The organism is Sphingomonas melonis, from assembly GCF_013409985.1.
Classification (GTDB): Bacteria; Pseudomonadota; Alphaproteobacteria; order Sphingomonadales; family Sphingomonadaceae; genus Sphingomonas; species Sphingomonas melonis_A.
The window spans coordinates 222,238-241,753 of sequence record NZ_JACCBY010000003.1 but is presented as its reverse complement, the minus strand read 5'-3'; the positions used below and the strand labels follow the sequence as shown (position 1 = coordinate 241,753).

Annotated in this window: 17 protein-coding genes and 1 tRNA gene; 8 read left to right on the top strand and 10 right to left on the bottom strand. The window is 68.8% G+C overall.

What is annotated here, in order from left to right; genetic code table 11:
- Positions 1-8 precede the first annotated feature (8 nt).
- Together HD841_RS11875 and HD841_RS11870 are read right to left on the bottom strand one after the other, a co-directional pair.
- Positions 9-623: a DUF4893 domain-containing protein gene (locus tag HD841_RS11875; protein ID WP_179509095.1), complete on the bottom strand. Its 615-nt coding sequence runs from the start codon at positions 621-623 to the stop codon at positions 9-11.
- Complete coding sequence (locus HD841_RS11870; protein ID WP_179509094.1) at positions 620-1,405, bottom strand: 3-hydroxybutyrate dehydrogenase; 786 nt, start codon at positions 1,403-1,405, stop codon at positions 620-622. The genes HD841_RS11875 and HD841_RS11870 overlap by 4 nt, the downstream gene beginning before the upstream one ends.
- 104 nt (positions 1,406-1,509) lie before the next feature.
- Here HD841_RS11870 and ypfJ point away from each other — a divergent pair, with 104 nt between their 5' ends.
- Positions 1,510-2,427: a KPN_02809 family neutral zinc metallopeptidase gene (gene ypfJ, locus HD841_RS11865; protein ID WP_179509093.1), complete on the top strand. Its 918-nt coding sequence runs from the start codon at positions 1,510-1,512 to the stop codon at positions 2,425-2,427.
- A gap of 30 nt (positions 2,428-2,457) precedes the next feature.
- Here ypfJ and HD841_RS11860 read toward each other — a convergent pair whose 3' ends face one another.
- Positions 2,458-3,702: an N-acetylmuramoyl-L-alanine amidase family protein gene (locus HD841_RS11860; RefSeq protein WP_257015472.1), complete on the bottom strand. Its 1,245-nt coding sequence runs from the start codon at positions 3,700-3,702 to the stop codon at positions 2,458-2,460.
- A gap of 488 nt (positions 3,703-4,190) precedes the next feature.
- Between HD841_RS11860 and HD841_RS11855 the strand changes: the two genes are divergently transcribed.
- Both HD841_RS11855 and HD841_RS11850 read left to right on the top strand, forming a co-directional pair.
- On the top strand, positions 4,191-6,941 hold the full coding sequence (locus HD841_RS11855) for an Rne/Rng family ribonuclease (protein ID WP_179509394.1): 2,751 nt from the start codon (positions 4,191-4,193) through the stop codon (positions 6,939-6,941).
- Between the two features lie 177 nt (positions 6,942-7,118).
- Complete coding sequence (locus HD841_RS11850; RefSeq protein ID WP_257015470.1) at positions 7,119-8,840, top strand: hypothetical protein; 1,722 nt, start codon at positions 7,119-7,121, stop codon at positions 8,838-8,840.
- Between the two features lie 228 nt (positions 8,841-9,068).
- Here HD841_RS11850 and HD841_RS11845 read toward each other — a convergent pair whose 3' ends face one another.
- Together HD841_RS11845 and HD841_RS11840 are read right to left on the bottom strand one after the other, a co-directional pair.
- Complete coding sequence (locus HD841_RS11845; RefSeq protein WP_179509092.1) at positions 9,069-10,058, bottom strand: NADP-dependent oxidoreductase; 990 nt, start codon at positions 10,056-10,058, stop codon at positions 9,069-9,071.
- Positions 10,059-10,168: 110 nt separating this feature from the next.
- Positions 10,169-11,428, bottom strand: coding sequence for a DUF2171 domain-containing protein (locus HD841_RS11840; protein ID WP_179509091.1), 1,260 nt, complete (start codon positions 11,426-11,428; stop codon positions 10,169-10,171).
- Positions 11,429-11,676: 248 nt separating this feature from the next.
- Here HD841_RS11840 and HD841_RS11835 point away from each other — a divergent pair.
- The 3 genes from HD841_RS11835 to HD841_RS11825 all read left to right on the top strand — a co-directional run bounded on the left by HD841_RS11835 (position 11,677) and on the right by HD841_RS11825 (position 13,291).
- Positions 11,677-11,752, top strand: a tRNA-Ala gene (locus HD841_RS11835).
- A 64-nt stretch (positions 11,753-11,816) separates the two neighbouring features.
- The gene (locus HD841_RS11830) at positions 11,817-12,563 is read left to right on the top strand and encodes an NUDIX domain-containing protein (protein WP_179509090.1); all 747 of its coding nucleotides are present in this window, start codon (positions 11,817-11,819) and stop codon (positions 12,561-12,563) included.
- Positions 12,563-13,291, top strand: a complete 729-nt coding sequence (locus HD841_RS11825) for an extensin-like domain-containing protein (protein ID WP_179509089.1) — start codon at positions 12,563-12,565, stop codon at positions 13,289-13,291. The genes HD841_RS11830 and HD841_RS11825 overlap by 1 nt, the downstream gene beginning before the upstream one ends.
- A 20-nt stretch (positions 13,292-13,311) precedes the next feature.
- Here the strand turns inward: HD841_RS11825 and HD841_RS11820 are convergent, their stop codons facing one another.
- The 4 genes from HD841_RS11820 to HD841_RS11805 all read right to left on the bottom strand — a co-directional run bounded on the left by HD841_RS11820 (position 13,312) and on the right by HD841_RS11805 (position 16,073).
- Positions 13,312-13,866 carry a hypothetical protein gene (locus HD841_RS11820; protein ID WP_179509392.1) on the bottom strand — a complete coding sequence of 185 codons (555 nt, stop codon included), beginning with the start codon at positions 13,864-13,866 and terminating at the stop codon, positions 13,312-13,314.
- A 249-nt stretch (positions 13,867-14,115) separates the two neighbouring features.
- Positions 14,116-14,391 carry a hypothetical protein gene (locus tag HD841_RS11815; RefSeq protein ID WP_179509088.1) on the bottom strand — a complete coding sequence of 92 codons (276 nt, stop codon included), beginning with the start codon at positions 14,389-14,391 and terminating at the stop codon, positions 14,116-14,118.
- Between the two features lie 70 nt (positions 14,392-14,461).
- A complete protein-coding gene (locus tag HD841_RS11810) occupies positions 14,462-15,241 on the bottom strand; it encodes a transglutaminase-like domain-containing protein (RefSeq protein ID WP_179509087.1) in 780 nt (259 codons plus the stop codon).
- A 79-nt stretch (positions 15,242-15,320) separates the two neighbouring features.
- Positions 15,321-16,073: a Bax inhibitor-1/YccA family protein gene (locus HD841_RS11805; protein ID WP_179509086.1), complete on the bottom strand. Its 753-nt coding sequence runs from the start codon at positions 16,071-16,073 to the stop codon at positions 15,321-15,323.
- Positions 16,074-16,207: 134 nt separating this feature from the next.
- Here HD841_RS11805 and thpR point away from each other — a divergent pair, with 134 nt between their 5' ends.
- A complete protein-coding gene (gene thpR / locus HD841_RS11800) occupies positions 16,208-16,783 on the top strand; it encodes an RNA 2',3'-cyclic phosphodiesterase (RefSeq protein ID WP_179509085.1) in 576 nt (191 codons plus the stop codon).
- A 21-nt stretch (positions 16,784-16,804) separates the two neighbouring features.
- The gene (locus HD841_RS11795) at positions 16,805-17,341 is read left to right on the top strand and encodes a superoxide dismutase family protein (protein ID WP_179509084.1); all 537 of its coding nucleotides are present in this window, start codon (positions 16,805-16,807) and stop codon (positions 17,339-17,341) included.
- A gap of 505 nt (positions 17,342-17,846) precedes the next feature.
- Here HD841_RS11795 and HD841_RS11790 read toward each other — a convergent pair.
- Positions 17,847-19,415, bottom strand: coding sequence for a spinster family MFS transporter (locus HD841_RS11790; protein ID WP_179509083.1), 1,569 nt, complete (start codon positions 19,413-19,415; stop codon positions 17,847-17,849).
- Between the last annotated feature and the right edge of the window lie 101 nt (positions 19,416-19,516).

The following is a 19,516-nucleotide window of genomic DNA, read 5'->3' as shown; positions in this document are numbered from 1 at the left end:
ATCTCACCCTAGCCCTGCACGATCTCCATCACGTCCAGAGTCGAATGGAAGCCGGGGAACGGCAGCACCAGCCGCCAGCGTGCCGCACCGATCCGCTCGACCAGCCCGGCCATGTCCCGCTGCCGATCGCGGCCATAGCGCATCGGCCGATCCTCGTCGCCGAGCGCCAGCGTACCGAGGAAGATGGTGCGCGAATCGGTGCTGTCGAACAGATTGCCGCTCGCCCGCTGGTCGCCATCGGTGACGAGGTGGCGGACGATCCCCGTCTCGCTGACCCGGCAGCTGGTCCAGCCGCCGCTCAGCAGCGGCTTGGACCCCGGTCCGATCCCGCCGAGCCGGTGCACGCGGCACCGATAGGCACCCGGCAACAGCGCCGCGCCCTCGATCACCCGGTCGGGATCGAACAGCACCGGGTCGCTCGCCAGCCGCTCGCGGCCCTCGGGCGTCGCGCGCACCTTGGTGAGCGCCTGCACCCAGGCATTGCGCCAGCCACGCAGCCGCTCGCGATCCTGCCGTGTCGCGACCTTGCGCCAGTCGCTGTCACCCGAATCCTGCGCGCGCACGGCGGCGGTGGCGAGCATCGCGCCGGCGAGCGTCACCACGAGGAATCGTGCCGCCTTCATGCCGCGGTCCACCCGCCGTCGACCGACAGATTGGCGCCGGTGATCGCCTTGGCCTCGTCGCGGCACAGGAACAGCGCCAGCGCCGCCACCTGTTCGGGCGTGACGAATGCCTTGGTCGGCTGTGCGGCGAGCAGCACGTCGTTCATCACCTGCTCGCGGGTCAATCCGCGCGCCCTCATCGTATCGGGGATCTGCGCCTCGACCAGCGGCGTCCAGACATAGCCCGGCGAGATGCAATTGACCGTGACGCCATGCTGCGCCGTCTCCAGCGCGACCGTCTTGGTCAGCCCGACCAGCCCGTGCTTGGCCATGACATAGGCCGATTTGTTGGGGCTGGCGACGAGGCTGTGCGCCGAGGCGGTCGAGATGATCCGCCCCCAGCCCCTCGCCTTCATATGCGGCACCACCGCCTTGGCGAGATACCAGGCCGACAGCAGGTTGATCCGCACGATCGCCTCCATCTTCTCGTCGGGAAAATCCTCGATCGGCGCGACATGCTGGATGCCGGCATTGTTGACCGCGATATCGACGCTCCCCGTCTCGCGCACCGTCCGCTCGACCAGCGCGGTGATCTGCTCGGGCTTGGTCATGTCGGCGGGGTCGTACAAGGCCGCCGCGCCGCTGGTCGCGGCGAGTTCGGCGCGGATCGCCTCGATCGCGCCCGCATCGCCGAAGCCATTGATGACCAGCGCCGCGCCCTCCGCCGCGAACGCCCGCGCATAGGCCAGGCCGATGCCCGACGTGGACCCGGTGACGATCGCGGTCTTGCCCTTGAGGAACATGGCACGTGCTCTCCTGCTACGCCTCCCGTCTGCGTCGATGTGCGCGCTGTTGCAACCGGGGGCGGGGTTCGGGCATTCGTAACGCAAGCTAAACGGAGCCTTGCATGCGCCTCGACGATTTCGATCCCAATATTGACGTCGGCGATCAGGGGAACCGCGGCGGCGGCTTCGGTGGCGGCGGCGGCGGCGGGGGCCTGCTGTTCGGCCTGCTGCCACTGATCGGCAGCCGTTTCGGCTGCGGCGGCATTGTCGTCGTCCTGCTGCTGATGGCGGTGTTCGGCGGACTGGGCAATCTCGGCAGCCTTGTCGGCGGCGGTGGCGGCGGCAGCGGCACGCAGGTGACCCGCAGTGCCCCTGCCGAAGGCGGCTCGGCCACGGCGATCTGCACATCCGATCCCGCCAAGAAGGCGGCATGCGACGCGTTCAGTTCGGCGCAGAAGACGTGGACGGCCTTGTTCGCGCAAAGCGGCCAGCGTTTCACCGCGCCCGGCCTGCGCTTCTTCTCGCAGAACGGCCAGTCGGGCTGCGGCGCCGCGCAGTCGGCGATGGGCCCCTTCTACTGCCCGACCGATCAGCGCATCTATCTCGACACCAGCTTCTTCGATGAACTCGCCAACCGCTTCGGCGCCAAGGGCGATTTCGCGCAGGATTATGTGATCGCGCATGAGTTCGGCCATCACATCCAGAATTTGCTCGGCACCTCGGACCAGGTGCAGCGCGTCCAGCGCAGCGGCAGCGAGACCGAAGGCAATGCCGCCTCCGTCCGGCTCGAACTCCAGGCGGACTGCTATGCTGGCGTCTGGGCTGCGCAGAATCGCAGCCGCATGGAGCCGGGCGATCTCGAAGAGGGGCTGACCGCCGCACAGGCGATCGGTGACGACACGCTCCAGAAGGAATCGACCGGCCGCGTCGTCCCCGACAGCTTCACCCACGGCACGTCGGCACAGCGCATGCACTGGCTCCAGCGCGGCATCCAGACCGGCGACCCCGCCCAGTGCGACACCTTCTCGGGCGCGATCTGACCTTCCGTCCCCTCCCCGCACGGGAGGGGATCAGCGGCCCGCCAGCTGCCGCGCGAAATGCACCTCGACCGCCCTGGTCACGCTTTGCGCGATGCGGTCGCGCCCCTCGTCGCTGTCGAGGAACGCCGCATCGACGGGATTGGAGATATAGCCGGTCTCGAACAGGATCGACGGCATATCCGGCGCCTTCAGCACCATCAGCGACGCCATGCGGTGGAACACCGGCTTGGTCGGAATACGCGGCTTCGCCTCGCGCCCGAGCAGCCGCGCGAAACTCGCCGAGCTGTTCATCGTCTCGCGTTGCGTCAGGTCGATCAGGATCGACGACACGTCCCGCCCGGCATTGCCGAGGTTGACGCCGGCGATCACGTCCGCCTTGTTCTCGCGCAGCGCCAGCCGCGCCGCTTCCTTGTCCGAGGCGACCTCCGACAGGGTGTAGACCGAGGCGCCGCTCGCATCGCCGCTGCCGACGCTGTCGCAATGGACCGAGATGAACAGGCTCGCCTTCAGCCGCCGCGCGATCCCGTAGCGCTCGCGCAGCACCAGGAAGCGGTCGTCGTCGCGGGTCAGCGCCACCCGCACCCGTCCGCTCGCCAGCAACGCATCGCGGATCGCGCGGGCGATGCGCAACGTCACGTCCTTCTCGCGCAACCCGGTCACCGGATTGATCGCACCCGGATCGACGCCGCCATGGCCCGCGTCGATCACCACCAACGGCCGGGTGTCGTCGCCCCGCACGCGCGGCAGCGCCACGCGCCGCGCCGGCGGCGGCACGGGAACCGAGACCTTGTACGTCGGCCGTGCGGTCCATTGCGCGAGATCGACGGCGAAGAACCGCATCGGCTCCGCCGCAGCCGCCGCGGCAAAGCGCCCCGCGGTCGCGGGCTCGATCGCCAGCGTCAGATCGCCATCCGCGTCGAAGCCTCCGTCGCCGATCACCGCCGGCCGGGCGAGATCGAACAGCACGCGCGTGCCATCGCCCCTTCGCACCTGTCGCACCCCGCTGACCGGCCCGTCGGTGACGGCACGGACGCCGGGCAGCGCCTGGGCGACGTCGAGCGCGATCTGCCGGCTGCCGCGCAGGACGGTGGCGGTCGCCTCGATCACCGGTCCGTCGAAGCGCACGATGATGCGGCCGCGATCGACCACGATGCTGCGGATCGCCGTTGCGGCATGGGCCGGCACGCTCGTGCACCAGCCGAGGATCAGGGCAAGGATCGCGAACATCGGGCGACCTTGCCGCGCCGCAAGGGCGCCGGTCCAGCGAAAAGCCATGACTATCCCTTGGACGATGGTCTCTGGCCATCGCCTGAACGGCGGCGATAGCGGGCGGGTGCCAACGGCGGGTTTCGCGACACGGTTAATGCATGATTCGGCATGCTTTGGCCGCCGATCCGGCAAATTCGTGCCAGTTGCGATACGAGAAGCGCAATGCTACCAACGGACTGCACCCGTGCGTCGCGCTTCATTCGTGCAAGCGATGCATCGGTACCCCACGCCGTCCTGGCGCGGTTTTAACCAGGTTGACGCTCGCATGACGCACTTATCCAACGCTCGACACCGCCCGGCTCCGGCCGGCGGCGTGGCGAGCGTGTGGGAGGGCCGTGCCCCCCGACGTGCGCGGCGAGCAGACGCATTTCCACCACTTCGCGCCGGTCCGCCCGGCGCCATCTATCAACGCGCATGCGCGCCCTCCGCCCCATCCCGTCCGGGATCGGCCGCAGGAGCGCCACGCGCGCGGAGACCATTCAATGACCACGCGTATGCTGATCGACGCACGCCACCGGGAAGAAACCCGCGTCGCCGTCGTCAAGAATAACCGGATCGAGGAATTCGATTTCGAGAGTGCCGAGCGCAAGCAGCTCAAGGGCAATATCTATCTCGCCAAGGTGACCCGCGTCGAACCGTCGCTGCAGGCGGCGTTCGTCGATTACGGCGGCAATCGCCACGGCTTCCTCGCGTTCAGCGAAATCCATCCCGATTACTACCAGATCCCCAAGGAGGATCGCGACGCGCTGCTGCGCGAAGAGGCGGAGCATGCCGCCGAGGAAGCCGCGCTGCGCGCCGAACATGACGGCGACGACGACGATCACGAGGGTGACGATCACGGCGACGACGACCACGACGATTTCGACGATGCCGACCATCACGACGACGGCGAGCATGACGAGGGCGACGGCGCGGCCGAGGGCACGTCGAAGAAGCCGCGCAGCGCGAACGACGAGGAGGTCGAGGCGCTGCGCCAGCGCCGCATGAACCTGCGCCGCCGCTACAAGATCCAGGACGTGATCCGCCGCCGCCAGGTGCTGCTGGTCCAGGTCGTCAAGGAAGAGCGCGGCAACAAGGGTGCGGCGCTGACCACCTATCTGTCGCTCGCCGGCCGCTATTGCGTGCTGATGCCCAACACGTCGCATGGCGGCGGCATCAGCCGCAAGATCAGCAACGCGTCGGATCGCAAGCGCCTGAAGTCGATCATGGCCGACATGCAGTTGCCGCCGTCGATGGGCTGCATCGTCCGCACCGCGGGCCTCCAGCGCACCAAGGTCGAGATCAAGCGCGACTTCGACTATCTCGCCCGGCTGTGGGACGGCATCCGCGAGGCGACGCTGAGCTCGGCGGCGCCGGCGCTCGTCTATGGCGACAGCGACCTGATCAAGCGCGCGATCCGCGATATCTACAACAAGGATATCGACGAGGTCATCGTCGAGGGCGAGGACGGCTTCCGCCAGGCGAAAGACTTCATGAAGCTGCTGATGCCCAGCCACGCACGCCGCGTCCGGCAATATGCCGACGCCGTGCCGCTGTTCCAGCGCGCGCATGTCGAGGACCAGCTCGCCGCGATGTACCATCCGGTCGTGCAGCTGAAGTCGGGCGGCTATCTCGTCATCAACCCGACCGAGGCGCTGGTGTCGATCGACATCAACTCCGGCCGCTCGACGCGCGAGCACAATATCGAGCAGACCGCCACCGCGACCAACCTCGAAGCGGCGCAGGAGATCGCGCGTCAGCTCCGCCTGCGCGACATGGCCGGGCTCGTCGTCATCGACTTCATCGACATGGACAACAATTCCAACGTCCGCAAAGTCGAGAAGGCGATGAAGGAAGCGCTCAAGGACGATCGCGCCCGCATCCAGGTCGGCCGCATCTCGTCCTTCGGCCTGATGGAAATGAGCCGCCAGCGGCTGCGCACCGGCGTGCTGGAGGCGTCGACGCGCCCCTGCCCGCATTGCGAGGGCACCGGCCTCGTCCGCACCGCCTCGTCGGCGGGCCTGTCGGCGCTGCGCCTGATCGAGGAAGAGGCCGCCCGCGGCCGCGGCTCGCTGCTGACGCTGCGCGCCAGCCAGGAAGCGACGATCTACGTCCTCAACCGCAAGCGCGCCGATATCGCCGAGATCGAGGATCGCTACGGCGTGCAGGTCGAGATCATCCCCGATCGCGAGGAAGAGGGCGCGCGCATGTCGGTCGAGGCCTCCGGCCCGCCGCCTGCTTATGCGCCGAAGATCGAGGCGCTCGTCGAAGAGGATTATGACGACGTCCCCGAGGAGATCGAGGAAGAGGAAGAGGAGGAGATCGTCGAGGCGGAGGAAGAACCCCGTCGCGAAGGCGGTCGCCGTCCCGAGCGCGAGGAGCGCGGCGAGGACGAGGGCGAAGGCCGCGGTCGTGGCCGCCGTCGTCGCCGTCGCGGCCGGCGCGGTCGCAAGGACGAAAATGGTGAGGGCACGCAGGACGAGACCCGCGTCGAGGCGGACGCCGATGAGGGCGTCGAGAGCGACACCGTCGCCGACGAGGTCGACAGCGAGGCACCGAACGGCGAGACCGGCGAGCGCCCCGAGGGCGAAGGCCGTCGTCGCCGTGGCCGTCGCGGTCGCCGTGGTGGTCGCCGCCAGGAGAATGGCGCCGATCTGGCCTCGACCGAGGACGGTGCCGAGGCCGCCGCAGCCGAGACCGCGGACGACGATCTGCCGCCCCCGGCCGATCTCGAGCCGATCGTCGAGGCGGGCGATGCCGCGCCGGTGATCACCGGCCTCAACGCTCCCGAGCCGGTCACGGTCGAGGACGAGCCGCCGGTCGAAGCGCCGAAGACGCGTCGCCGTCCGCGCGCCCGCGCCGCTGCTCCGGCGGCCGAGGTGGCAGCCGAGGTCGCCCCCGCGCCCGCGGCCCCGGAACCGGTCGCCGCGCCGGCAGCGGAGGAACCCGCCGCCAAGCCCAAGCGCACCCGCAAGAAGAAGGCGGATGCCGAGGCGATGCCTGAGGTCGTAGCGCCTGAGGCTCCCGAGGCTCCCGCCGAAGCGCCGGTCGCCGAGGAGAAGCCGAAGCGCCGTCGCACCCGCAAGGCGGCGACCGCTGACGCCGCGCCCGCCGAAACGGTCGAGGCGCCTGCCCCGACCGCGCCGACCGCCGAGCCGGCAACCGACGACGCCGAGCCGACGCCCCCGGACGCCGCCGCGGATGCCGCGCCGGACGGCGGCGAGACGCCGCGCCGCGGCTGGTGGCAGCGCACCTTCGGCGCCTGAGCCGATCCCTCCCCTCCCCTAACCGGGAGGGGGGCAAGCGTCCGGATCGACGCACAGCCATCAAGCTTACGCCGGCCGCACACCACCATCGAAGCCGTTCCCCTCCCCGCACGGGAGGGGAACAGGCCCGCCACCATCATGGACATGCCGGATCGGCCTGCCTAAGCATCGCCGGTCATGCAGGCATCGCCCCCGGGGAGCATCCGTCACACCGCCCGCCGTCTCCTGGCCGTGGTGATCGTCTACCTCATCGCCATGGCGCTGTTCTTTCGCCTGCCGATCCTGAGCGGCTTCGACCTCGGCTTTGGCGACCGCGGCGACGCGATCATCGAGATCGCGATCCTCGAACATTGGCACAACGTGCTGCGCGGCGTCGCCGCGTGGAACACGACCTTCTACTTCCATCCCTATTCCGGCACGCTCGGCTATAACGACGGCTATCTGCTCTACGGCCTCGTCTACAGCGGCTGGCGACAGGTTGCCGACCCCTTCCACGCCGACACGCTCAACATCCTGACCTTCAAGACGATCGGCTTCCTTGCCGCTTATTGTCTCGTCGCGCGGACCTTGCGCTGGGGCCGCCCCGCCGCGCTGCTCGTCGCCCTGCTCTGGACCGTCGCCAGCAACATCTCGCTTCAGGCAGTCCATGCCCAGTTGCAGAGCGTCGCCTTGCAGCCGCTCGCGATGATGCTGGCGATCGATATCGTTCGCGCCGAGCGCCAGCGCCGTTTCGGCCGCGCCCGGCTCCGCGCCGTCGCACTCGCCGTGCTGATGGCGGCATGGCTGCTGACCGCTTATTACATGGCCTGGTTCACGATCTTCTCCGCAGGTCTGTTCGTGCTCTGCTGGGCCCTTCTAAGCGGCAACTGGCGTCCCGCCGCCTGGCTGCGCCTGGTCCGCGATCATGCCGGCACGCTCGCCTGCGGCGGGATTGCCTTTGCGATCGGCATCATCCCGTTCCTCAGCGTCTACCTGCCCAAGGTCCACGAGACCGGCGGCGAGCCATTCTACGAAATGCTCGGCTATCTCGTCACGCCGGTGATCGACATGATCAACGTCGGTCCGGACAATTATCTCTGGGGATGGATCTTCCGCCCATTGTTCGCGCTGGTCCATGCCCTGCTTCCCGCCGACCCGGCGCTGCCCCGCCGCGTCTTCGGCGGCGAGCATGAGGCGGGCTTTCCGCTGCTGTTCTGCGCGTTGCTCGTCATCGCCGCGTGGCAGATCATCGTACACCGTCGCCTCGATAGCGAACGTGCTGCCCCCGTCACCCTGCGCGCCTTCGCGCTGGCGATGATCGTCGCCTGGCTGCTCACCCTGCAATTCTGGGTGCTGTCGCCCTGGGCGCTCGTGTTCGAACTCGTGCCGGGCGCCAAGGGTTTGCGCACCGTGTCCCGCTACCAACTATGGCTCACTCTGCCCTTCCTGCTCATCGCCGTCGCGGCCTGGCGCCGTCGTGCGTCGCTGCTCGCCCGGTCGAAGCCATGGCTGGCTGCGGCGATCGCGCTTCTGCTCGTCGCCGAGAATCTCAGCGCCGAGACACCCGCGCAGATCAGCCGCGCCACGCAGCGGGCCGCCCTGTTCCACATCCCCCCGCCGCTACGCGACTGCACCCGTTTCTACGTCGTCGCTGCGCGGGCCAACGAACCACTCTACATCAACGCCGAGTTGCACGCGCTCTACCCGCACAACGTCGATGCGATGCTGCTCGCGGAACTGTGGGCTGTGCCGACGATCAATGGCTTTTCCACCTTCAACCCGCCCGACTGGAACTTCGCCAAGCCCCGCGCAGCCGATTACGCCTCGCGGGTGATGACCTATGCGCGGCGCCACCGTCTGTCCGGCCTGTGCCGCCTCGACATGCGACACGCGCAGCCATGGTCGCACGTCGGCAACTGACGCCCGCTCGAACGTGACGGCAGCGGTGTCCTGTCGCGCCCAGCGGCCCGCAGGCGAGCAGCCGCCTTCTTGCGGTTAGTCCTCATGCGGCCGCAGCGTCGATCCGGACGAGCGCACCGAATGCATCATCGCCGCGACGATCAAACGCATCCGCTATCTGGACGCCGTTCGCTGACCGGGAGGCGGACCGGTGCGGAGACTCGTCCGCGCCGGTCCGCCCCCGAGCCGTCACAGCTTGACGAGCATCTTCCCCATATTGCCGCCCGAGAACAGGCCGAGGAACGCCTCGGGCATCCGCTCCAGCCCCTCGAACACCGTCTCGTTGCGCTTGAGCTTGCCGTCCTTCAGCCAGCCGCCCATGTCGCGGTAGAAGTCGGCCGAGCGATCCTTGAAGTCGCTGACGATGAACCCCTGGATGCGGATGCGATTGCCGATCAGCCGCGCGAGGTAGCGCAGCTCGGTCGCCTTGTTGCTGTTGTAGACGTCGATCATCCCGCACACGGCGAACCGCGCGTGCAGATTGGCGTGCGCCAGTGCCGCATCGAGATGATCGCCGCCGACATTGTCGAAATAGACGTCGATGCCGTTGCGCGCGACCTCGCCGAGCGCCTTCACCACCGGCGTGCCGCTCTTGTAGTCGATCACCGCATCCGCGCCGAGTGACTCCACCCAGGCGCATTTCTCCGCCCCGCCGGCCGAGCCGATGACACGGCAGCCCTTCGCCTTGGCGATCTGCACCACGGTCGAACCGACCGCGCCGGCGGCGGCGGAGACGAACACCGTGTCGCCCTCCTTGGCGCTCGCGACCTCGAGCAGGCCGAAATAGGCCGTCATTCCCGGCATGCCGAGCTGGCCGAGATAGGCCTGCGGCTCGACATCCAGTTCGGGCAAAGACTGGACCTGATCGGCGGGCAGCACCGCCTCGTCGCGCCAGCCGGCGAAATGCTGGACCGTATCGCCCTCCTTGAACCGGTCTGAGCGGCTCTCGACGACGGTGCCGATCGCGCCGCCGTCCATCGGTGCGTTCAGCGCGAACGGCGGCGTGTAGCTCTTCACGTCGTTCATCCGGCCGCGCATGTACGGATCGACCGACAGCCATTGGTTGGCGATCCGCACCTCACCTTCGCCCAGATCGCGGCGGTCGAGATCGATCAGCGCGAAATTGTCGCGCGTCGGCAGGCCCTGCGGCCGCGATGTCAGGCTCCACGCTCGTGCCATCGTTTCAGTCTCCTCAAAATGCGGCCGGCCAGTCTGGTCCGATCCGTTGCATATCGCAACGCAAAAGGCCCGGGACATGCCCGGGCCTTCGCGTGGTTCTCCGATCGGGCTCAATAGGTGCCCGAGAAGCTCCGGTTCAGCGTCCTGTCGCCATCAGTGCCGGTCGTGCCCGCCGTGCCGCCGCTCGCGGTAGTGCTGGACGAGGCGGACGACTGGCTCGCGCCGGCCCCCGTCGTCTCCGACTGGGTCGAGGCCGAACGGCCGCTCGCATAAGGCTCGCGACGCGGCCCTTCGTGGTCGTCGCCGAACAGCGCCTGGTTGCGCTCCTCGTCGCGCCACGCCCTTTTGGCTTCGGCGGCGGTCTTGCTCAGCGTCACCTTGTCGTCGACCGACTGCAGCCAGCTCGACGGGATCGAGTGGTGGCGACCACCGGCGTCGGCGTCATTCTTGGTCAGCAAGATGCGGTCGCCGCGCACCTTGTCGACGGTGCCGACATGCTCGCCGTCGGAGCCGACGACATCGGCATGTTCCTCGACCTTGTTGAGCAGATCGCGCTGCGACTGGCGGTTGGTGCGCCACGAGCTGAATTCGTTCTCGAACTTCGAGCGATGCTCGCGGCGATATTCGTCATAGTCGCGGTCGAGCGACTGGATCTGGCCGCGACGCCAGCTGTGATAATCATTGTCGCGGTCGTTGTAGGCGCGCTCGTCGAGCCGCGAGTCGAACTCGCGGCGCCGCTCCGCATCCTCGTCGCCGAACCACGAACGGACCTCGTCCCCGGCGCGCGCGAAGAAGCCGCGCTCCTCATAGTCATAGCCTTGCGGCTGGCGGCCGTAGCCCGGACGATCCCGACCCTCGTTGCGGCCCTGATCGCGCCCGGCGCGCTCGCGGCTCCGGTAATCGTCGTCATCGGCATGGCGATAGGGGCCGAAATCCTCGAACCGGCGCCCGCCTGCGCCATAGCTGCCGTGATATTCGCGCTCGCCGCGATCGCGGCCGGCGTCGGCCCCATAGCGGCTGCGCTCGACATAGCGATTGTCGGAATGGCGATCCTCGTCGTAGCGGCCGTGGCTGTCGCGGCCCTCGTCCGGATAGCGATCATAGCCACCGCGGCCGCCGTAATAGTCGCGCCCGCGGCCATAGGCCTGGTCGCGCTGCTCATACCGCTGGTTACCATATTCGCGCGCGCCATAGCTCTGGCGGTCATAATTCTGGCGGTTGCCGCCGAGGCGGCCGGCGGCCTGATAGTCGCGCGCGCTCGAATAGCTGTAGTCCCGGCCCGAGCCGTAGTCGCGGCCGTAGCCGCCGAAGTCGTCGCGCCCATAATCGTCGCCCTGCGCGTTGCTGCGAGGATAGCGTTCGTAGACCATGATCGTCTCCTTGTAGGATAGCTCCTGCGGGCGCCGGCTACGTCGTTGCTGCGCGGCCGTGCTCCTGATCCAGATAAAGATCAGGTCAGGGCTTCGTTCCTATCGTTGCGCATCGGCAACGACTTTGCGTCGCATGCTGCTATCGGTCTGTCGCACCGGAATTTTCGGAAGGAGCGATCGGGCCTGTTGCATCGCCCGCCGGGGGCCGCTAATGGCGTCGCTCTCGGGCACGGCCCGAGCCGGGGTGCGGGGCTGTAGCTCAGATGGGAGAGCGCTGCAATCGCACTGCAGAGGTCAGGGGTTCGATTCCCCTCAGCTCCACCACCACCCCGACATCTCGCCTCATCGCCGACGCTACCTTCGCCGCGCTGTCGCGTTACAGCGTGCTATGGCCAGTGTACCCATCCCCGCCGCGACGCTCGTCGTCTTCCGTGATCGTCCCGACGGCCCGCCCGAACTGTTGATGGTCGAGCGGGCGAAGGCGATGGTCTTCGCCGGCGGCGCGATGGTGTTTCCCGGCGGGCGGATAGATCCCGGTGACCAGGCGCTCGCTGTGACGATCGGCGCCGGCGACGACGGCGCGGCGCGTATCGCCGCGATCCGCGAGACGATCGAGGAGGCGGGGCTCGCCATCGGCCTCGATCCCGCGCCCTCTCCCGACACGCTGACGACGCTCCGCGCCGCGTTGCACCGTGGCGCATCGTTCGCCGCGCTGCTTGCCGAGGCCGGCATCGCGCTCGACCTCGGCGCGCTGGTGCCGTTCGCCCGCTGGCTGCCCGATCATGAGACGACGCGGGTCTTCGACGCGCTGTTCTTCCTCGCCCGCGCGCCCGAGAACGCGGCGGCGAGTGTCGATGCGACCGAGAACGTCCGCCTGACCTGGACCACCGCCGAGGCGGCGCTGGCGGAGGCGGATGCCGGGCGCACGACGATCATCTATCCCACCCGCCGCAACCTCGAACGGCTCGCGCTGTTCGCCGATTTCGACGCCGCCGTGGCACAGGCGCATGCCTATCCGGTGCGCACGATCACGCCCTTCGTCGCGACGCTCGACGGCGTGCCGCACCTCTGCATCCCGGACGATCTCGGCTATCCCGTCACCGGCGAAGCGATGACGCAGGCGCGACGCGGCTGATGCGTGCCGTGCGCCGCGCGATCGGTTGGACCGTCGCCCTTGCCGCGATCGCCACGGCGGCGCTGCTGCTATGGGCGATGGTGCGCGGGCGGCCGCAGGACATGCCGTGGACGCCGCTCGATCTCGGCGCGCCGGTCGGCCTGTTCACCGGCCGCAAGCTCACCGCGCTGACCGAGGATTTCCCGCAATGCCGCGCTTTGCTCGACCGCGCCGGGGTGCGCTACACAGTGCTGCCGCCGCGCCGGGGCGCCGGCCGGTGCGGCTATGACGATGGCGTCCGCCTCACCGCCGGCGGTGCCCGGTCGATCGCCTTCCACCCGACCGGGCTCGGCGTCGCCTGCCCGGTCGCGGCGGCGCTCGCGATATGGGAGTGGAATGTCGTCCAGCCCGCCGCGCAACGCCGGTTCGGCAGCCGCGTCGTCGCGATCGACCATTTCGGCAGCTATGCCTGCCGCCGCATCTATGGACGCGACGCGGGCACGTGGAGCGAACATGCCACCGCCGACGCGGTCGATATCGCCGGGTTCCGCCTCGCCGACGGCCGCCGCGTCACCGTCATCGGCGACTGGCGCGGCGACGCTGCCAAGGCCGCCTTCCTGCACGAGGTGCGCGACGGCGCCTGTCGGCTGTTCGCGACGACGCTGTCCCCCGACTATAACGCCGCGCATCGCGACCACCTCCACCTCGACCAGGCGAATCGCAGCGCAGGATGGCGGGCCTGCCGATAGGGCCGGTCACCGCGACACCCTCAATGCGGCAGCGCGGCGTCCGTATCGACCTTCTCCACCCAATGCGGGAAGAACGCCGGCTGCCGGTTCGACCAGCCCGACGCGGTCGCCGCCGCCTCGCTGATCGACTGGAGCAACTTGCGCCGCAACTCGGGATGCAGGTGCGGCAGTGCAGCCGCGGCGCAGAAGGCGCTTGGCAGCCATGGCCGCGCCGCCGCGCCGATCAGCCGTTCGTAGAGGAAGCGGAACGCCGAGAAGCTCGTCAGCCGCCCCTGCCCCAGATCGAAGCCGACCAGCGTCACCAGCGGCGCCAGGAACGGTTCGACCGCCGCGAGATCGGCATCGTCGGGCACCAGTTGGCGCAGTTCAGGCAGCGCGCGGTACAGCCGCGCCTGCGCGCGGATGCTCGCCGCCTCGACCACGTCGCGCGACCAGCGCGCCATCGCATCGTCACGGTCGAGCCCGATGTCGAGGCTGCGGCGGATGTACCGCTGCGTCGAGCTCGGAAACCCCGCGAATTCCTTCATCTCCGCCAGCGTCATCGCGCCTTCGGCCGGTCTGTTCTTGGCACCCATGATCGTCACCCACCCCGCCAGAGCGTCGGCCCGATCCTGCGCCGGGGTGGTGGACCACCCGTCACGCCTGACCGGCCGACGTAACAAAAGCATCATGAAAGCTGTTGCAGCGCAACATCCGATGCGACGAGCGGAGTGCGATTGGTCGCAAATGGAGCGGACGGCGGCGCCGGCGGCATCAATCGCGCCGCGCACAGCAAAACGGCGGCCCCTTGCGGGACCGCCGTTCGCTCCATTCCACCGGAAGCCTCAGCCCTGCCGGCTACGCTCCGCATCCTCGTCGAAGCCCGACGAAGGCGCAGGATCGTGATCGTGACCCGGCTGGGTCAGCGAGGGCGGATCGCTCGCGTCCATCGATTCGTCCAGCCCGGCGTCGAGGCGCGCATCGGCGCTACCGGGGTTCTTTTCCAGACGCTTGCTGATCGACTTGTCCTGCCCGGCATCCTGGCGCGGGTCACGCTCCTGGTTGCTGGCCGACGGCGCGACCGACAGGCTGTCCAGAGCCTTTTCGTCGATTCCGGTCATGGTGACACCCTCCTGAGTTTACGAACGAGCAACGATTGCCGGATCGTTTCCGTTCCTGCCGGTTGGGATATCAGGCTTTCGTCACCTGGACGCGCTGGTTGACGAACTGGGCGATGCCGAACACCGTCATGAACGCGATGTCGGTTGCGTCGCGGCCGACGCAGACGCGTGCGATCGTCTCCGCCGGCGCCATTCGCGTCGCATCCACCATCCGCCACGCCCCGTCGAGCCACAATTCGGCCACCGCATGAAAGTCGGGCGGATCGACGCCGGGGGCATAAGCCGCCACGCAGCGCGCCGGGATCTCGCCCGCGCGTGCCAGCGCCACCAGCAGATGCGCATAGTCGCGGCACACGCCCGAGCGGCTGGCGAAGGTGTCGATCGCGGTCGTCTCGCCGCTGCTGGTGTTGGCGCGATATTCGAGCGCGTCCGCCACCCAGTCGGCGAGCGCCACCGCCAGCGCGCCGCCGCCCATGCCGCCGAACTCACGCCGCACGAAGCCTTCCAGCCGATCCGACTGGCAATAGCGGCTCGGCAACAGATAGGGCACCAGCGCCCCGTCGAGCGCGCGCGCCGGCGTCGCCGGCAGAGGCGCGAGATCGACCGGCTGCCGGTCGATCTCGACGATCGCGCGATATTCCGCCTTCAGCCAGTTCTCGGCGCGGATCCAGCAGCGCTGGCCGATCCCTTCCTCGCCGCGCACCGCGACCACCGGCGTGTCGCTCCACACCGTCAGCGCCTCGGAGACGATGCGCTGGTCGGGCATCGCCGCCGCCTCGATCTGCAACAGGACGTCGGCCGGCGGCCCCATGATGGCATAATCGAGGTCGACTTCGATCGAGAGCCGCATCGGCCATTCCTTCGGGGCAAAAGAAAGAGCCCGGCGGCATCGGCCACCGGGCTCCCATCATGACGATCGAACGTCGGGCTTAGTTGCGCTGCGAACCGAACAGACGCAGTACGAACAGGAACATGTTGATGAAGTCGAGGTACAGCGACAGCGCCGACATCACCACCGCCTTGCCGACCATGTCGCTACCCGCGACCTGGAAGTACAGGCTCTTGGTGCGCTGCGTGTCATATGCGGTGAGGCCCGCGAACAGCAGCACGCCGACGGCGCTGATGACGAGGTTCATTACGCTCGACTGCAGGAACAGGTTGATCAGGCTCGCGACGATCAGGCCGACGAGGCCGATGATCAGGAAGGTGCCGAACGCCGACAGGTCCTTCTTGGTCGTGTAGCCGTAGAGGCTGAGACCGGCGAACCCCGCCGCGGTCGAGAAGAACGCACCAGCGATCGACGTGCCGCTATAGACGAGGAAGATGGTCGACAGCGACAGGCCCATCAGCACCGCGAACGACCAGAACAGCATCTGCAACGTCGAGGTCGACATGCGGCCCTGACCGAAGCTCATCGCGAAGACGACGCCGAGCGGCGCGAACATCAGCACGTAGCGCAGGATGCCACCGCCCATGAACACCTGTGCGGCCGGCGAGCTTGCCCCGCCCCAGGCGAACAGCAGCGCGACGATGCCCGTCAGCAGCACGCCCGATCCCATGTAATTGTAGACCGACAGCATGTACGAGCGCAGACCCGCGTCATAGGCACCGCTGCGCGCTGTGTCGGTGCGCGTGGCCCCGAACGGCGCGGCGCTCGGCCGGGGGTCAGACCAGTTAGCCATGGTATCCAAAACTCCTTTACCGACCAGATGTCGGATGACCGAAATATCGGCCTGCCGTGGTCCCATTTCAAGCGAAACCGACTAAGTCCCGGTTCCGAAGCAACAGAACTTTACAATGAACCGTTCGTCCCGCCATGCGCCTGTTCGTCGCCCTGCGTCCACCACCTGAAATCCGCGAGTCGCTGCTCGCCGCCACCGGCGGCGTGCCGCACGCCCGCTGGCAGGAGGACGCGCAACTCCACTGCACCCTGCGCTTCATCGGCAACATCGATCGGCCGCAGGCAGAGGATGTCGCCGCCGCGCTCGCCGGCCTGTACGCGCCGGCGCCGCAGGTGCGGATCGCCGGCGTCGGGCGGTTCGCGCACAAGGGCCGCACCGACACGCTCTGGGCCGGCCTCGCGCCGACCGACGCGCTCCATCATCTCGCCCGCAAGGTCGAGCAGGCCTGCGTGCGCGCCGGCCTGCCGCCCGAACGCCGCGCCTATCTGCCGCACGTCACGCTCGCCCGCCTGCCGCGCAGCGCCGGCGCCGCGCCCGAGATCGACGGCTGGCTCGCGGTCCATGCAGGCCTCGCCAGCCCGGCCTTCGTCATGCCGCACCTGATCCTCTACGAAAGCCGTCTCGGCAGCGACGGTGCCAGCTACGAACCGGTGGTGCGCTGGCCCCTTGCGCCGCCCGCGGAACCGCCGCAGGTCATGCCGGGTTCGTAAGGAAACCTCGGGAGACCTTTGATGCGCGCTATCCTCATCCTCGCCGGCCTGTCGTCGCTGGCACTGGCCGCCTGCACGCAGCAGGAGAAGGTCGCGGTCGGCAGCCCCACCGCCGGCGGCGCGCGCGCCACCGCGTCGCTGCGCACCAGCACCGGCCTCGACGCCGGCCGCGCCACCGCGACCGAAGTCGCCGGCGGCATCCGCTACACCGTCGACGTCAAGGGCCTGCCCGCCGGCACGCACGGCGCGCACATCCACACCACCGGCCGTTGCGACGCGCCCGATTTCACCACCGCGGGCGGCCACTGGAACCCGACCGCGATGAAGCACGGCAGCATGAACCCGCAGGGGCCGCATGAGGGCGACCTGCCCAATCTGATCATCGGCACCGACGGCCGCGGTACGCTCGGCGTGACGGTGCCCGGGGCGACGATGGCGGGCCTGCTCGACGCCGACGGCGCCGCGCTGGTCATCCACGCCGGCCCCGACGACCTGATGACCGATCCCTCCGGCAACAGTGGAGGCCGGATCGCCTGCGGCGTGTTCGGCGCCGCGTAAGGCGCCATCCGTCATCCCGGCGAAGGCCGGACTCACGGAGAGGGCCGCTGGCGTCAGCACGCCACATCCGGCCGACCGCCACCATGGGTCCCCGCTTCCGCCGGGATGACGAAACGGACGACCTTCCCCGAAATGGCGTGAGGCCCGCTCCCCAGACTATCGACAGCCGGTCCGGCGATGGCGCGGTCCAAAGCCCCCAAGGCCGGATCTACATCCAGCCTGATTCCCTCCCGCCTGGGGGGGGAGCTATCGCCTATGGCTCCGGTGATGAGGTTCGTGTCGGCGTCCTCCTCGCATCCGTCACCCCGGACTTGTTCCGGGGTCCACCGGGCGACAAGAGAACGGTGTCCCATCTAGCCTTTCCCCTCGCCGCAGAGTGGACCCCGGAACACGTCCGGGGTGACGGGGTAAAATGACAAGGCGGCGGACTCAAGCGAACGTCCACACGATAGCCTCGCCCTGCCGGGGCAGGCGTTGTCTCCGAAGCTTGAATGCCGATCCCGCCTTAGATCGCCTCCCCCACCGCCCGCGCCCGCGCCTCGCGCGACGCCTCGGCGGCAGGCACCAGCCGATACGCCGCCACCGCGCAGCCCAGAGTCACTGGCACCACCGCGAGCAGCGACAGCATCCCCACCGAAAGGCTCCCCGACAGCGTCGAGATCCGCCCCGCCAGATACGGCCCCATCGCCAGCCCGAGCAGCGTCGTCCCGATGAAGAAGGTCGCCGTCGCCGTACCGCGCATCCGCGGCAGCACCAGATCCTGCGTCGTCGCCGCCGCCGAGCCCAAGGCACCGCTCGCGGTCAGCCCCGCCAGGAACAGGCAGGGATAGAAGATCCAGACGCTGCCCGCGGTGAAGGCGGCGACCAGGAACGGCACCGGCACGCACGCGCCGACGATCACCACGATCAGCCGCCCCGCCGGGTTGGTGCGCCGCAGCCGGTCCGCGACCACGCCGCCGATCGTCAGCCCCAGGAACCCTGCCAGCGCCCCGCTGCTGCCCAGCAGCAGCCCCGCCCGCGCCGGCGTCTCGCCCAATGCGCGCAGCGCGTATGGCGCCGCCCAGAAATTGGCGGCATAGCTCAGGAAGGCGTTCAGCCCATAGGCCACTACCGTGCACAGGAACGCCGGCGTCCCGATGATCAGCGCAAAGGTCGCCGGATCGCGCCGCCGCAGCGCGCAGCCCCAGGAAAAGACCGCATAGGCGCCGATGCCGACGGCGAACCATTGCGGCTTCGGCTCCCCCAGCGCCAGCAACCCGCCGACCACCGCGACCACCACCGCCAGTCCGGCGAGATTGACCAGCAACGCCCGCGTCCCGCCCCGCGCCGCGCCGATCAGCGTCAGCGGCGGGATGATCGTCAGCAGCTCCTCGAAAAAGGCGCGGAACGGCGCCGGATGCCGCTCCGGCTCGGGCAGCCCCTCGACCAGGCCGCGGATCGGCTCGCGCAGCGTCGCGATCCACACCGCGACGAGCAGCCCGGGCAGCCCCACCGCAAGGAATGCCGCCTGCCACCCGACCAGCCCGAACGGGCCGCCGCCGGGCCAGGCCCGGTTCCAGCCCTGGACGATCAGCCCGCCGATGAACAGCGACACGCCGCCGCCGACGTACAGCCCCGCCGAATAGATCGACAGCGCGGTCGCGCGCAGCCGCTTGGGAAAATAGTCGGAGATCAGCGAATAGGCGGAGGGCGACGCGGTCGCCTCGCCCACCCCGACGCCGATCCGCGCCAGCGCGAGCTGGCCGCCGGAGCGCGAAAATCCGGACAAGGCGGTCATCGACGACCACAGCGCCAGCCCGATCGTCATCAGCCGCACGCGATGCCAGCTATCCGCCAGCCGCCCCAGCGGAATGCCGAACAGCGCATAGAAGACGCCGAACGCGGTTCCGTATAGGAAGCCGAGATCCTCATCCTTTAGCTGCAGGTCGCGCTTGATGTCCTCGGCGAGGATCGAGATCACCTGCCGGTCGATGAAATTGAGCACATAGACGACGAACAGGATGCCGAGCACATACCAGGCATAGCGCGACGCCTGCTGCTCCCCGCCCGCCGCACCCGATCCCGTCCCGGCCATCGCACCCTCCCGCGCGTTTTCCCGGAGGCTAACAGAGCGGCCCGGCTGCGGTAAGCCCGAAATCGATACCCGAAATTCTAAAGTGTCGTCAGAGTGCGCGG